Annotated in this window: 11 protein-coding genes; 8 read left to right on the top strand and 3 right to left on the bottom strand. The window is 50.0% G+C overall.

Annotation, left to right across the window (positions count from 1 at the left end):
- The first annotated feature begins 118 nt into the window (after nucleotides 1–118).
- The 7 genes from aguA to ACI3EW_RS12330 all read left to right on the top strand — a co-directional run bounded on the left by aguA (nucleotide 119) and on the right by ACI3EW_RS12330 (nucleotide 8,864).
- Complete coding sequence (gene aguA, locus ACI3EW_RS12360) at nucleotides 119–1,249, top strand: agmatine deiminase (protein WP_405581221.1); 1,131 nt, start codon at nucleotides 119–121, stop codon at nucleotides 1,247–1,249.
- 187 nt (nucleotides 1,250–1,436) lie between these two features.
- Nucleotides 1,437–2,303 (top strand): N-carbamoylputrescine amidase, encoded by an 867-nt coding sequence (aguB, locus tag ACI3EW_RS12355; protein WP_405581218.1) that lies wholly within the window; start codon nucleotides 1,437–1,439, stop codon nucleotides 2,301–2,303.
- Nucleotides 2,304–2,602: 299 nt separating this feature from the next.
- Nucleotides 2,603–3,685, top strand: a complete 1,083-nt coding sequence (gene leuB, locus ACI3EW_RS12350) for a 3-isopropylmalate dehydrogenase (protein WP_329751632.1) — start codon at nucleotides 2,603–2,605, stop codon at nucleotides 3,683–3,685.
- A gap of 757 nt (nucleotides 3,686–4,442) precedes the next feature.
- Entirely contained in the window at nucleotides 4,443–5,531 is a 1,089-nt protein-coding gene (serC, locus tag ACI3EW_RS12345) for a 3-phosphoserine/phosphohydroxythreonine transaminase (protein WP_118298645.1), read from the top strand.
- 35 nt (nucleotides 5,532–5,566) lie between these two features.
- On the top strand, nucleotides 5,567–6,733 hold the full coding sequence (locus ACI3EW_RS12340; RefSeq protein ID WP_215703280.1) for a phosphoglycerate dehydrogenase: 1,167 nt from the start codon (nucleotides 5,567–5,569) through the stop codon (nucleotides 6,731–6,733).
- 350 nt (nucleotides 6,734–7,083) lie between these two features.
- A complete protein-coding gene (gene trpS, locus ACI3EW_RS12335) occupies nucleotides 7,084–8,172 on the top strand; it encodes a tryptophan--tRNA ligase (RefSeq protein ID WP_118298647.1) in 1,089 nt (362 codons plus the stop codon).
- A 74-nt stretch (nucleotides 8,173–8,246) separates the two neighbouring features.
- Nucleotides 8,247–8,864 carry a DedA family protein gene (locus ACI3EW_RS12330; protein WP_405581213.1) on the top strand — a complete coding sequence of 206 codons (618 nt, stop codon included), beginning with the start codon at nucleotides 8,247–8,249 and terminating at the stop codon, nucleotides 8,862–8,864.
- 720 nt (nucleotides 8,865–9,584) lie between these two features.
- On the opposite strand, the gene ACI3EW_RS12325 is transcribed toward ACI3EW_RS12330, so the two are convergent.
- The 3 genes from ACI3EW_RS12325 to ACI3EW_RS12315 form a co-directional block, all read right to left on the bottom strand.
- Nucleotides 9,585–10,493, bottom strand: a complete 909-nt coding sequence (locus ACI3EW_RS12325; protein ID WP_485663045.1) for a radical SAM protein — start codon at nucleotides 10,491–10,493, stop codon at nucleotides 9,585–9,587.
- Nucleotides 10,494–10,686: 193 nt separating this feature from the next.
- The gene (locus ACI3EW_RS12320; RefSeq protein WP_182426555.1) at nucleotides 10,687–10,854 is read right to left on the bottom strand and encodes a hypothetical protein; all 168 of its coding nucleotides are present in this window, start codon (nucleotides 10,852–10,854) and stop codon (nucleotides 10,687–10,689) included.
- 191 nt (nucleotides 10,855–11,045) lie between these two features.
- Nucleotides 11,046–11,537 (bottom strand): DNA-deoxyinosine glycosylase, encoded by a 492-nt coding sequence (locus tag ACI3EW_RS12315; protein ID WP_118321267.1) that lies wholly within the window; start codon nucleotides 11,535–11,537, stop codon nucleotides 11,046–11,048.
- Between the two features lie 243 nt (nucleotides 11,538–11,780).
- Here ACI3EW_RS12315 and ftsH point away from each other — a divergent pair, with 243 nt between their 5' ends.
- Nucleotides 11,781–13,871 carry an ATP-dependent zinc metalloprotease FtsH gene (gene ftsH, locus ACI3EW_RS12310; protein ID WP_405581206.1) on the top strand — a complete coding sequence of 697 codons (2,091 nt, stop codon included), beginning with the start codon at nucleotides 11,781–11,783 and terminating at the stop codon, nucleotides 13,869–13,871.
- Nucleotides 13,872–14,176: the final 305 nt, after the last annotated feature.

Genomic DNA, 14,176 nt, shown 5'->3' with positions numbered 1-14,176 from the left:
TTGGAATGGATTTTTGCCCGTAATTTGCCATGCATCCGAAGGGAAGCTCCGGGGGAGGTTCCTGCAGGTGTGAGGGTACTGAACAGTTACTAATAAAGACAGAAAGAGGAAACGGAACATGAAGAAACTTCACACACTCCCGGCCGCGGATGGATTCCGCATGCCCGGGGAATTTGAACCTCACCGGGGCTGCATCATGATCTGGCCGAAGCGTCCGGGAAGCTGGAACTACGGCGCAAAGAAGGCTAGAGAGGCATTTAAGCGTGTGGCATGGGCGATCGCCGAGAGCGAGGAAGTCTTTATGCTGGCGGAAGCGGATGTGGAAGAGAACGCGAGAGAAATGCTGACCGGAAATCCGGGACATGAGATCCATGTGATCCGGATGGAGTCTGATGACGCCTGGGCGAGAGATGTAGCTCCGACGTTTGTGGTGAACGATGAAAAAAATGTCCGCGGGATCGATTGGGAGTTCAATGCCTGGGGAGGCGATGTGGACGGACTCTACGCACACTGGGAAAAGGATGATCAGGTTGCGGAGAAGGTCTGCGAGGAACTCTATTATGACTGCTATGAGGCGCATCCGTTTGTTCTGGAAGGCGGCTCGATCCATTCGGACGGTGAGGGAACGGTCCTCGTGACAGCAGCCTGTCTTTTGAGTGCGGGAAGAAATCCAAAGCTTTCAAAGCAGGAGATCGAACAGAAGCTCTGCGATTATCTCGGAGCGCAGAAAGTGATCTGGCTGGAGCGCGGGATCTACAACGATGAGACGAACGAGCATGTGGACAATATCTGCGCTTTCGTGAGACCGGGGGAGGTCGTCCTCGCCTGGACGGATGACGAGACGGACCCGCAGTATGCGATGTCAAAGAGCTGTCTGGAGATCCTGGAGCGCGAGACGGACGCGATGGGACGAAAGATCAAGGTTCATAAGCTTCCGATTCCGAAAACACCGATCTGCGTCACAGAGGAGGATCTCGGCGGCTATGAGTTCGAGGACGGAGAGGACACGAGAGAAGTCGGAGAGCGGCTGGCGGCAAGTTATGTAAACTTCTATATTTCAAACGGCGGAGTGATCGTCCCGCAGTTTGGGGATGAGCATGATGAGGCGGCAGTGGAGATCTTAAAAGCGGCATTCCCGGAGCGGACTGTCTATCCGGTGCCGGCGCGGGATATCCTGCTCGGAGGCGGAAACATCCACTGCATCACGCAGCAGATCCCGGAAGGAAAGAGCAGAGAGTCACAAGCCTGAATAACATCAGAGTACCGGAAATGGGAAAATGAGATTTCTATGTCCGGAAAATTTTTAAATATCTGAAACTGAAATCTGGAGTCATGAGGGTACAGCTGAGTTTCAGGAACCCAAAACAAAGTCTGCGCAGGCAAAAAAAGAGCAGATGCGCAGAGAAAAAATAAGATCACTGGCAGGAGGAAGAAGAATGCGAAAGGTGAAAGTTGCGGCGGTACAGATGCGCTGCACGAGAGATGTAAATGAAAATATCGCGAACGCGGAACGGCTTGTAAGAAAAGCGGCGGCGGACGGTGCGCAGATCATCCTGCTGCCGGAGCTCTTTGAACGCCAGTATTTCTGCCAGGAGCGCCAGTACGAATACTATGAGTTTGCGAAGCCGGTGGAGGAGAATGATGCGGTAAAGCACTTTGCGAAAGTCGCAGAGGAGCTTTCTGTCGTCCTTCCGATCAGCTTCTATGAAAAGGACGGGAAACGCCTGTTCAACACGGTGGCGATCCTTGATGCGGACGGAACGAACCTAGGGATCTACAGAAAGACCCACATCCCGGACGACCACTATTATCAGGAAAAATTCTATTTCACACCGGGAGATACCGGATTTAAAGCATTTAAGACCCGCTACGGGACGATCGGCGTCGGCATCTGCTGGGACCAGTGGTTTCCGGAGACCGCACGATTCATGGCGGTAAAGGGCGCGGAGCTTTTATTCTACCCGACCGCGATCGGAAGCGAGCCGATCCTCTCCGTGGACAGCATGCCGCACTGGAGACGCTGCATGCAGGGACATTCCGCCTCGAACCTGATGCCGGTGATCGCGGCAAACCGTGTGGGCCTGGAAGAGGTAGAACCTTGTGAGCCGAACGGAAACCAGAAATCCGCCCTGAAATTCTACGGTTCCTCCTTCATCACGGACGGAGCCGGAGAGGTGATCGAGTCCATGGACCGCGACAGCGAGGGCGTGATCACAGCGGAGTTCGACCTGGACGAGCTGGAGCGCGAGCGCTTCTCCTGGGGACTTTTCCGTGACCGCAGACCGGAGATGTACCACGAATAAAGAAAAAGAGAACAAAGGCAGATACCGATGGATTTTTCCGGGGTATCTGCCTTTCTTTATCTTGGCCGGATAGGACTAACTTTTTTAAAGATGTCGAATCATTTTTGAGGAACAATCAGAATATAACCCTGATTCATACAACAGATAGAAAACATGTATGCCGGTAATTTCTCCCGATTTCTTGAAAAATAAGAAAATTTAGAGTATGATTACATGGAAAAGAATGGGTCGGGATGGATCCGGAATATAAAAAGAAGATCCCTGGATTCAAGTCCATGGGATCATGGAGGGTAAAAGAGATGGAATACACGATCGCAGCGATCTCCGGCGACGGGATCGGTCCGGAAATTGTAAGAGAGGCAAAAAAAGTTTTAGATAAAATTGGACAGAAATACGGCCATAAATTCAACTACGAGGACGTCCTCATGGGCGGAATCTCCATCGACACCTACGGGGTGCCGCTGACAGATGAGGCGCTTGAGACTGCAAAGAAGAGCGATGCCGTTCTTTTAGGCGCAGTCGGCGGAAATGTCGGAAACTCCCGCTGGTATGATGTGGCTCCGAACCTGAGACCGGAGGCAGGTCTTCTTGCGATCCGCAAAGGCTTAAATCTGTTTGCAAACATCCGCCCGGCGTACCTCTACAATGACCTTGCCGGTGCATGCCCGTTAAAGAAAGAGATCATCGGGGACGGCTTTGACATGGTCATCGTCCGCGAGCTTACAGGTGGTCTGTATTTCGGCGAGCGCCACACAGAGACGGTAGACGGTGTGGAGCAGGCAACAGATACTCTTGTATACAGTGAGAAGGAGATCCGCCGCGTAGCGATCAAGGCCTTCGAGATCGCAATGAAGAGAAAAAAGAAAGTGACGAGTGTCGATAAGGCAAACGTTCTTGATTCCTCCAGACTCTGGAGAAAAGTTGTAGCGGAAGTCGCAAAGGACTATCCGGAAGTTACACTTGAGAACATGTTAGTCGATAACTGCGCAATGCAGCTTGTCATGAATCCGCGCCAGTTCGACGTCATTTTAACTGAGAACATGTTCGGCGATATCTTATCTGACGAGGCGAGCATGATCACAGGTTCCATCGGAATGCTGTCCTCCGCAAGCTTAAACGAGAGCAAATTCGGTCTCTACGAGCCGAGCCACGGTTCCGCACCGGATATCGCAGGCAAGGACATCGCAAACCCGATCGCGACGATCCTCTCCGCAGCGATGATGCTCCGCTTCTCCTTCGACCTTGATAAGGAAGCAGATGCGATCGAAGACGCAGTGAGAAAAGTCCTTGCGGACGGTTACCGCACTGTGGATATCATGGATGAGGGCATGAAGCAGGTTGGAACGACCGAGATGGGCAACCTGATCTGCGAGAGGATCTGAGAATGACCGGGCCCGGATTTCTCAGTGAGAGAAAAAAGGGAGAGATCACGCAGATACAGAAAGTAAAATAGAAAGAATACAGGTAACTGTTCAGTAGGTCTGGGCACTTGCTGCGCTGACCGTAATAAAACACAGGCTTGAAGGCAAAAATCCCATCGGCGAAGCCGATTTGAAATGGATTTTTGCTCGTAACTGTGAGGGTACTGAGCAGTTACGAATACAGAAAGACAGAGTACATATAAAACATATGCAGTCTGTCTTTCTTTTTTTTACGCCAAAGTCCGCTGCTTGCGCGAGACCTTGGCGACTGTCGCGATAACAAGGGGAAACTCGCGAAGCGTGTTTTCACTTGTTACCGAATCAGGGAAGTCCGCTGCTTCTATTGAGTAAAGATATAACTGACGTACCATAATCTTACACGATAGGGAAATGAAAATCTAACATGGTTTATCTGCTTGAGATAAAATCCGATTTTCCCAGAGAAATCTAATAAAATTCGGAACTGTCTCATCGAAATTGTAAAAAAAGAGACTAAAAAAAGAAGAAAGTTTACATAATTCCCGAAAATAAAAAATTTTATCATTGATTTGCCGGGTGACTTGTGCTAGGATATATGACAAATCAGCCCGATTCGAGACTTCACATTGGTAGAGAAGAGACAAGGTGAAGTAATACAACGGATCATGCGACTGGGCTGGATTCGTGGCCGCCCCTGAGAGGAGAGACCATAGAGCAATCAGAGAGGGGAACAAAATTTATGAGCAGAGTTTACAACTTTTCCGCAGGTCCGGCTGTGTTGCCGGAAGAAGTATTAAAAGAAGCAGCAGCAGAAATGCTGGATTATAACGGAACCGGAATGTCCGTTATGGAGATGAGCCACCGCTCAAAAGCGTTCGAGGAGATCATCCAGACGGCAGAGCAGGATATCCGTGATCTTTTAAAGATCCCGGACAATTACAAAGTCCTGTTCTTACAGGGCGGCGCACACCAGCAGTTCGCTGCAGTTCCGTTAAACCTGTTTAAGAATCGTGTCGGCGATTACATCATCACTGGACAGTGGGCAAAGAAAGCATGGAAGGAAGCAAAGCTTTACGGAACCGCAAATGCCATCGCATCCAGCGAAGACAAGACATTCAGCTATATTCCGGACTGCTCCGATCTTCCGATCGACGAGAATGCTGACTATGTCTACATCTGCGAGAACAATACGATTTACGGAACAAAATTCCACACACTCCCGAATACAAAAGGAAAAACACTTGTCTCTGATGTCTCCTCATGTTTCCTCTCAGAACCGATGGATGTCACAAAATACGGCGTGATCTACGGAGGCGTCCAGAAAAATATCGGACCGGCCGGCGTTGTCATCGTGATCATCCGGGAAGACCTGATCCGCGAGGACGTTCTTCCGGAGACACCGACGATCATGCGCTACGATGTACAGGCGAAGGCAGGCTCTCTCTTCAATACTCCGCCGTGCTACGGAATCTATATCTGCGGCAAGGTATTCAAATGGCTGAAGAAACAGGGCGGTCTGGAAGCCATGAAAGTGAGAAATGAAAGAAAGGCAAAGATCCTCTACGATTACCTGGATCAGAGCAAAATGTTCCATGGAACAGTAAGAAAAGAGGATCGCTCGATCATGAACGTACCGTTCGTGACAGGTGACAAAGACCTCGATGCCCTGTTCGTAAAAGAGGCAGAAAAGGCCGGATTCGTGAACTTAAAAGGTCATCGCACCGTCGGCGGTATGAGAGCCAGCATCTACAATGCAATGCCGGAAGAGGGCGTTGTAAAGCTTGTAGAATTCATGAAAAAATTTGAGGCGGAGCACGCGAACGCGTAAGGCTGCCGGATCGAAAAGATTACAGGAGAGACATTATGAGAAAGATTTGCTGTTTAAATCAGATCTCCCACTACGGTACAGACCGCCTCACAGGAGATTATACATTTGTAGATGACATCAAAGATGCGGAAGGAGTCATGGTCCGCAGCGCATCCCTTCATGAGACAGAATTCCCGGAGAGACTTCAGGCGATCGCGAGAGCCGGAGCCGGAGTCAACAACATCCCGCTCGATGAGTGCGCGAAAAAGGGAATCGTCGTATTCAACACACCGGGTGCAAATAAGAACGGTGTAAAAGAGCTTGTACTTGCAGGCCTGTTCCTGACATCCAGAGACGTCATCGGCGGCGTGGAATGGTGCAGAGAGCATGCAGGTGAGGAAGATATCGCAAAGAAGATGGAAAAGAGCAAGAAAGCCTTTGCAGGAAATGAGATCAAGGGCAAAAAGCTCGGTGTCATCGGACTCGGCGCGATCGGCTGCGAGGTAGCGAATGCGGCTGCAGCTCTCGGAATGGAAGTATACGGATACGACCCGTTCATCTCCGTCAACGCGGCATGGATGCTGTCCCGCTCCGTAAAGCACATCATGGACGTCAACACGATCTACCAGGAGTGCGATTACATCACTGTTCATGTTCCGCTTCTGGATTCCACGAAATATATGATCAACAAGGACGCTTTCGATCAGATGAAGGACGGCGTTGTGATCTTAAACTACGCGAGAGATCTTCTTGTCAATGACGATGACATGGAAGCAGCATTAAAGGCAGGAAAAGTAAAGAAATATATCACAGACTTCCCGAACGCAAAGACATCCGCGATGGAAGGCGTGATCGCAACTCCGCATCTCGGCGCTTCCACAGAGGAATCTGAGGACAACTGTGCGGTGATGGCTGCGGATGAGTTAAAGGATTACCTGGAAAACGGAAATATCAAGAATTCCGTAAACTACCCGGCATGCGACATGGGGGTATGCCAGGTTGCAGGAAGAATCGCCCTGCTCCACGCAAATGTTCCGAACATGATCGGCCAGATCACCTCGATCCTTGCGGCTGAGGGGATCAACATCGCGAACATGACAAACAAGAGCCGCGACAAATACGCCTACACACTTCTGGATCTTGAGGACCCGGCAAAGGCAGAGGCGGTGAGCCATCTGGAGAAGATCAGCGGAATGTATAAAGTCCGCGTGATTAAAGGATGAAAACAGATTTACAGGCCCGATGTGTACGGATAAAAACGGAAAACGGTCTGTGATCTCATAATACTGAAAATGATAGAAAGGTCCGGTCATGGTGAGAAAACTCATCGTGACCGGATCTTTACTTGTTACGCGAACAACGAGCCAAAGTCCGTAGAATCCTGCAAAAAGAGCGGTTATGCTTGCAAAAGAGGCGAATCCGCTTTATAATTCTATCATAACGCCTCCGGGTGCCGTGACCACGATCAGATGGATCAGGGCGCTTTGGAATAAAAGAGAAAGATCCAGGCCGCAGGAAGGTCTAAATGACCGGAATGGCTGCCTGATAACACAGAACAGAAAGGAATATTGTTGTGGGAAAAGTAATTTTAACAGGAGATCGCCCGACCGGACGTCTTCATGTAGGACATTATGTAGGATCTTTGAGAAGAAGAGTGGAGCTTCAGAACTCCGGAGAGTACAGCGATATCTATATCATGATCGCTGATTCCCAGGCACTTACAGACAACGCGGATAACCCGGAGAAGGTCCGCCAGAATATTCTGGAGGTTGCCCTGGATTACCTGTCCGCAGGTCTTGATCCGGAGAAATCCACGATCTTTATCCAGTCCATGGTGCCGGAGCTCTATGAGATGACCGCTTACTATATGGATATCGTTACCGTTTCCAGATTACAGAGAAACCCTACTGTAAAGAGCGAGATCCAGATGAGAAACTTCGAGGCGAGCATCCCGGTCGGTTTCTTCACCTACCCGATTAGCCAGGCTGCCGATATCACCGCATTTAAGGCAAACGTGGTCCCGGCCGGTGAGGACCAGATGCCGATGGTTGAGCAGACAAGAGAGATCGTTCACAAATTCAATACGGTATACAATACAGACGCACTCGTGATGCCGGAGATTCTTCTTCCGAGCAACGACGCATGCCGCCGTCTTCCGGGAATCGATGGAAAGGCGAAGATGAGCAAATCCTTAGGAAACTGCATCTATCTTTCCGATCCGGAGGAGGAAGTAAAGAAGAAAGTCATGTCCATGTACACAGATCCGAATCACTTAAAAGTCAGCGATCCGGGACAGGTGGAAGGAAATACCGTCTTCACATATCTCGATGCATTCTGCAAGGACGAGTACTTTGCAGAGTTCTGGCCGGATTACAAGAATCTCGACGAGGTGAAGGAACACTACTCCCGCGGCGGACTCGGCGATGTAAAGGTGAAAAAGTTCTTAAACCGTGTGCTTGAGGAAGAGCTTCGCCCGATCCGTGAGAGAAGAAAGAAATGGGAGCAGGACATCCCGGCTGTATACGAGATCTTAAAGAGCGGAAGCGAGAAGGCAGAGCGCGTGGCTGCCCAGACCTTAAAAGAGATGCGCGAGGCGATGAAGATCAACTACTTCGATGATGCGGCGCTGATCGCGGAGCAGAGCCAGAAATATAATGGCTGATCGGAGAAAAAGGAAATGAATAATGCAGATCAGCTCCACATATATTGTACCCATGGCAAAGCGGGGGTGCGTATATGCGGGAGCTGGTACTGGAACTGATGGGGGAATACGGAAATCTTGCCGTATTCCTCTTTATTTTAGTGGAAAATCTGTTTCCTCCGATCCCTTCGGAGGTGATCCTGACATTTGGAGGTGTCATGACGACCTGCACGGACATGACGCCCGGCGGGGTGATCCTCTTCTCAACGGCCGGGTCCATGGCGGGAGCAGTCATTCTTTACGGAGCCGGGAGATTCCTTCCGGATGAGATATTTCGGAAACTGCTCTGTGGAAAGGCCGGACAGCTGCTCCATTTCAGACCGGAGGATGTCGACCTCGCGAAAGACTGGTTCCGGGATCGCGGGAAGTCTGCAGTCTTTTTGTGCAGACTGGTCCCGATCGTCCGGAGCCTGATTTCCATTCCCGCAGGGATCGCCAGGATGCCGGTCGTCCCGTTTCTTGCTTTCACGGCGGCGGGGAGTTTTCTGTGGAATACGGTTCTCGTCTATGCAGGCAGGATCGCCGGAGATTCCTGGGAGAAGGTGTCAGCTGCGTTCGGGGTGTACTCAGATCTCTTTCTGATGGTGGCGGGAATCTCTGTCACATTTGCAGTATTGTTCCGGGGATGCGGGGAGAGAAAAAGAAGGGGATAACCCAGGGGATTTAAGACGAATGCAGATGAACGTTGGTGCATCCTCTTAGTCAGCGCAAGCTGGTAGATGCGGTATTCTTGCAGAGTAAAAATCCGGGGCGGAGAAATCCAGTAATATACAGAGAATACTGACAGATAAAATTATTTGAATAATTATACACAATACAACAATTAACTAACAATAATAAAATAAATAAAAATATTTCTAAAAACATGTTGACAAAATGGGACTTATCGCATATAATAAAGACATCAAAAAGAAAGAGAGAACAAAGCAAAGAAGACGAAAAGGTTCGTACTTAAAAGATTCTAAGTAAAGGAGGTACAGTCCACCGAACACATAAGTCTCGTTCCATTTTTCAAATCTGAAAAATCCGGAACAAAGGAAACACACAAAACCGGGTAATTGATCGAAAAAAGATTATTTGAAATCCTTCGAGATATGACGAGAAAGTATCGAAAAGAGAAATACAATGATCGATATGAGAACAAAAAATATAAACTTTCGGAAAAAGCCGGCGGAGTGAACAAGAAAAACTTCATATAGAAACAAAATCTAATGAAAACGAGGTAAGATCCATTGGATAACGCAGAACATTAAGGTGGGTATCGAAACAGAAAAATTGATTCGGTACCCACCTTTTATGATGTTTGTATCCAGGAAGCTGCCGGTGCTGACGTTGTCATCATCAATCCTGTCGGTCTGAACTTCTACCGGCTCTCAGATCCCCTCACAGTCAAACGGCGGCGTATATTCTTCTTTGGCGCTGCTTCTTTCCTGCATGAAGCCCTCGGTGAGACCGAGATCGATGGCGGTATCAACGACCTTGTTATACTCGTATGAGGTGATCCGGCGGTTGATTTCTGGGTAGTCCGCGCTCCTGTAAAACGGCGTGTACTGGCTCATGATACTGATGAGATACTGGTGCTCCGGGAGGTTCTCTTTGATCCAGTGCAGGAGCCGGATCGAATCATCCTTTGCTCCCGGAAGGACCATATGGCGGATGACGACGCCGCGGTCCAGCATGGACGGGCTCTTTTGATTCCAGGTAAGTCCGCCGGTGAGGCGGATCATTTCTTTTATCGCGGCGGAAGCTTTCTCAAAATAGTCCGGAGCGGCAGAGTATTTTTTTGAGAGACCGTTGTCCATGTATTTGAGGTCCGGAAGCCAGATATCGACGTAGTCGGCGAGATCCCGGATCGTCTCGATCTTTTCATATCCCCCGCAGTTGAAAACAACCGGGATCTGAAGCTTTGGCTTTGCGAGATCCAGGGCACGGATGATCGACGGAGCGAACTGCGTCCCGGTCACGAGATTGATGTTTGCGGCGCCTTTTTCCTGAAGCTCCAGGAAGATATCAGAGAGCCGGGAAGCGGAGATCGTCTTTCCGTAGTTTTCATGGCTTAACTGGAAATTCTGGCAGAACACACAGCGCAGTGTACAGCCGGAGAAAAAGACGGTCCCGCTTCCGGTCGTACCGCTGATGCATGGTTCTTCCCACATATGTAAGGCGGCTCTGGCGGCGCGCAGTTCATGTCCGGCGCCGCAGAAGCCTGTGGATACTGTCCGGTCAACATGACATTCCCTCGGACAGAGGGTGCATGACCGGTAGATGGATTCATTTAACATAATCGTTGTACTTCTTTCTTTATTTGATCATATTTGGCTTGCAAGTTTCCGGTGCATCGAGAGAAGTTTCCGGATGCACGGATGAGTAGAAAAAATGGTTCCTGCACCACAGAGCGAAAATATCTAAACGAAAAATCCCGTATGATGCAGTTGTGAATGCATATTTTGCAGATATGGTCCGTGAAAGTCGGACTCATTTTTTTTCGTCAGGCAGATAATGGTAGAGATCCTGATAATGCTCAAGCTCTGCGTCACTTTCCGGGAGCGCCGGGATCAGACCGGTACAGTCGGTGGCGGAGCAGGACTGGATGTCGATCTCCCAGTCGGTATCAGCTGACTTATTTTTTGATGGTTCTTTCATACGATCACCTCCTGGCTGATAGTTTTCGATGGTGAGAGGGAAAACATGCAGGAAAGTAATTCATAAAAAATTTTATCATGAAAAATGCCGGCAGAACAGACGATGCTGGAGCAAATGAGTGCAGGAACCTTCTGTTACAGTGCGCGGGCATGGCGCGTGTCCTGTAAACATTCATACCGGGGCAGCGTGCATTATCTGATATACGGAAGGATCACATTCCATGCACCCTTTAATTTTTCGAGCGACCACGCTGCATTCGCCGGACTCGTGGACGGCAGGGAGACGGCGGGGATCCCGGTCACGGCTTCCTGATATTTCCTGTAATAATTCCAGGAAGTCTTTCCGTTGCAGAAGATCGCCCGGATATCGGCGGTGGACAGGATCACGGAGAGGTCGTTCGGCACGACATCGCGGATCGAACTGTCGCTGGAACCTTCGATCGAGCAGGAGGCAATCACATCCCAGAGCGCGATGCGGTGGGAGAGGAGAAAAGCCTTTTTCTCATCGATCGTGTCCGGAACCGGAACGTCCAGGACTCCGGCCAGGGTTTTCCAGAAGCGGTTCTGCGGATGATGGTAGAAAAAATGTCCTTCCCTGGATTTGACGGACGGGAAAGATCCGAGGATCAGGATCTTTGAATTCCGGTCAAATACGGGCGGGATCGGATGAATCACAGTGTTCATGATCATTTGCCTTTCAGATATGATAAAACTTTCGGACGGAACGTACATCTTGTATTGTAGCCTTTCTGAAAATTCTTGTAAACACGTAAATTTCATACTTTTTTTATTGCCTTATGGGGAAACTCAAATTATAATGATTAGGTATAACTATTTGAACAGTTACAATAGTTATAATTTTATATCACAGAATGCGGGCAATGTCCCCAAAAGGTGATATATGCGCTAAAGAAGTGGAGAAGATAAATGGACAACAACAATCAGAACAGAAAGCGGCCCAGCGGACAGAATATCGGGGTTCTCGCCCTGATCCTCGTGATCACGCTGATCGCTGTGACCGTCATGAACAACATGGTCCGCAAAAACCAGACCCAGGAACTCGGGTATGAGGAGTTTGTGGAATACTTGAAAGAGGGAGAGATCGATACGGCGAAGATCTCCGGCAACAGGATCTATTTAACGCCAAAGACTTCTTCCACAAAGCTTTCACGTTTTATCCAGTATTATACAGTGAGAATTCCGGACTCTGAACTTGCGGAGCGTCTTTTAGACTCCAACGGAGTCCATGTGGTGGCAGAAGATACGAGTACGAGTGCCAGCATCCTGAAATTCCTGATGGGATGGGTACTTCCGTCGGCACTGATGATCGGACTTCTCTATATGATGTACAGCCGGATGGGCGGCGGAGGAATGATGGGCGTCGGAAAGAGCAACGCCAAGGTCTACGTCCAGAAGGAGACCGGAGTCACGTTCGCGGATGTTGCAGGTGAGGATGAGGCGAAGGAATCCCTTGTGGAGATCGTCGATTTCCTGCACAACCCGCAGAAATATACAAAGATCGGTGCAAAACTGCCGAAGGGAGCGCTCCTCGTGGGTCCTCCTGGAACCGGTAAAACACTGCTCGCAAAGGCGGTAGCCGGTGAGGCGCACGTTCCGTTCTACTCCCTCTCCGGTTCCGATTTCGTTGAGATGTTCGTCGGCGTGGGTGCGTCCCGTGTCCGCGACCTCTTCAAACAGGCACAGCAGTCCGCCCCGTGTATCATCTTTATCGATGAGATCGATGCGATCGGACGCAGCCGTGACAGCCGTTTCGGTGGAAATGATGAGAGAGAACAGACCTTAAACCAGCTCCTCTCCGAGATGGATGGATTTGATTCCTCCAAGGGACTTCTCGTCCTCGGAGCGACAAACCGTCCGGAGATCCTGGATCCGGCGCTTTTAAGACCGGGTCGTTTTGACCGGCGTGTCATCGTCGATAAGCCGGACCTGAAAGGTCGTGTGAGCATCCTGAAAGTACATTCGAAGGATGTGCGTCTGGATGAGACGGTAGACTTCGAGGAGATCGCCCTTGCGACTTCCGGCGCCGTCGGTGCGGACCTTGCGAATATGATGAACGAGGCAGCGATCAATGCGGTCAAGAACGGTCGTCAGGCTGTCTCCCAGAAAGATCTCTTCGAGGCAGTGGAACTTGTCCTTGTCGGTAAAGAGAAGAAAGACCGGATCCTGAGCAAAGAGGAGCGCCGGATCGTCTCCTACCATGAGGTCGGACACGCGCTTGTAACCGCTCTCCAGAAGGATGCAGAGCCGGTCCAGAAGATCACGATCGTTCCGCGAACAATGGGCGCGCTGGGATATGTGATGCAGGTTCCGGAAGAAGAGAAATTCTTAAATACGAAGAAAGAGCTCAAGGCAATGCTCGTTGTCTCTCTTGCCGGACGTGCGGCGGAGGAGATCGTCTTTGATACCGTGACGACCGGAGCGGCAAATGATATTGAACAGGCGACAAGAGTCGCAAGAGCGATGGTTACCCAGTACGGAATGTCGGATAAATTCGGTCTGATGGGTCTTGAGACGCAGGAAAACCAGTATCTGACCGGACGCACCGTGATGAACTGCGGTGATGCGACAGCTGCCGAGATCGATACGGAAGTCATGAAGATGTTAAAAGAGGCCTATGCGGAGGCGAAACGTCTTCTCTCTGAAAACAGGGATGTGATGGATAAGATCGCAGCATTCCTGATCGAGAAAGAGACGATCACCGGCAAGGAATTCATGAAGATCTTCCGTGAGGTCAAGGGAATCCCGGAGCCGGAGGAAGGCCAGAAGGACGATCACAGCCGGATGGGCGGCGAGAGCGCTGAGACTGTTGAGTCTGCAGAGAACGGAAACAGGCAGCCGGAGATAGCAGCGGGATCTGAACAGCCGGCAGCTGAGCAGGTTCAGAATCCGGTGCAGGATGGAAACAGCGTGATGCCGCAGGATCCGGAGCAGAAGACAGCAGAAACTCAGAACGGTCAGCAGGGATCGGACAATGGTCAGGGACCGGCGGAGCTGTAACAGCCTGATCCGGATCGACAGGATTCCGCGAAATTGCAGTCGGTGGATCGAGACAACCGGAAAATGAAATACAGAGGTAGAATGATATCGGAAGATGTTGTTCTGCCTTTTCTTTTTAGACCGTATTTGGCGCTGCATTTACCTAAAAACAAAAAAGTTCATAGAAAATACAAGAATATCTGGTAGAATAAACATTGGTTTGAGTATGATAACGTTGTGACCGCGGATGTTGCTGAGCCGGAATGGGAAGGGAAGCAACGGCAAGATCCTGTTACAGTGTGCGGGCATGGAGTGTCTGTGTACTG

The organism is Pilosibacter rotomagensis (assembly GCF_045062245.2).
GTDB lineage: Bacteria > Bacillota > Clostridia > Lachnospirales > Lachnospiraceae > Pilosibacter.
This window is presented reverse-complemented; position numbering and strand designations above follow the sequence as displayed.

Coding starts and splice junctions, on each gene's coding strand:
- aguA (WP_405581221.1), top strand. CDS start 119: ATGAAGAAACTTCACACACTCCCGGCCGCGGATGGATTCCGCATGCCC.
- aguB (WP_405581218.1), top strand. CDS start 1,437: ATGCGAAAGGTGAAAGTTGCGGCGGTACAGATGCGCTGCACGAGAGAT.
- leuB (WP_329751632.1), top strand. CDS start 2,603: ATGGAATACACGATCGCAGCGATCTCCGGCGACGGGATCGGTCCGGAA.
- serC (WP_118298645.1), top strand. CDS start 4,443: ATGAGCAGAGTTTACAACTTTTCCGCAGGTCCGGCTGTGTTGCCGGAA.
- ACI3EW_RS12340 (WP_215703280.1), top strand. CDS start 5,567: ATGAGAAAGATTTGCTGTTTAAATCAGATCTCCCACTACGGTACAGAC.
- ACI3EW_RS12330 (WP_405581213.1), top strand. CDS start 8,247: ATGCGGGAGCTGGTACTGGAACTGATGGGGGAATACGGAAATCTTGCC.
- ACI3EW_RS12325 (WP_485663045.1), bottom strand. CDS start 10,493: ATGTTAAATGAATCCATCTACCGGTCATGCACCCTCTGTCCGAGGGAA.
- ACI3EW_RS12320 (WP_182426555.1), bottom strand. CDS start 10,854: ATGAAAGAACCATCAAAAAATAAGTCAGCTGATACCGACTGGGAGATC.
- ACI3EW_RS12315 (WP_118321267.1), bottom strand. CDS start 11,537: ATGAACACTGTGATTCATCCGATCCCGCCCGTATTTGACCGGAATTCA.
- ftsH (WP_405581206.1), top strand. CDS start 11,781: ATGGACAACAACAATCAGAACAGAAAGCGGCCCAGCGGACAGAATATC.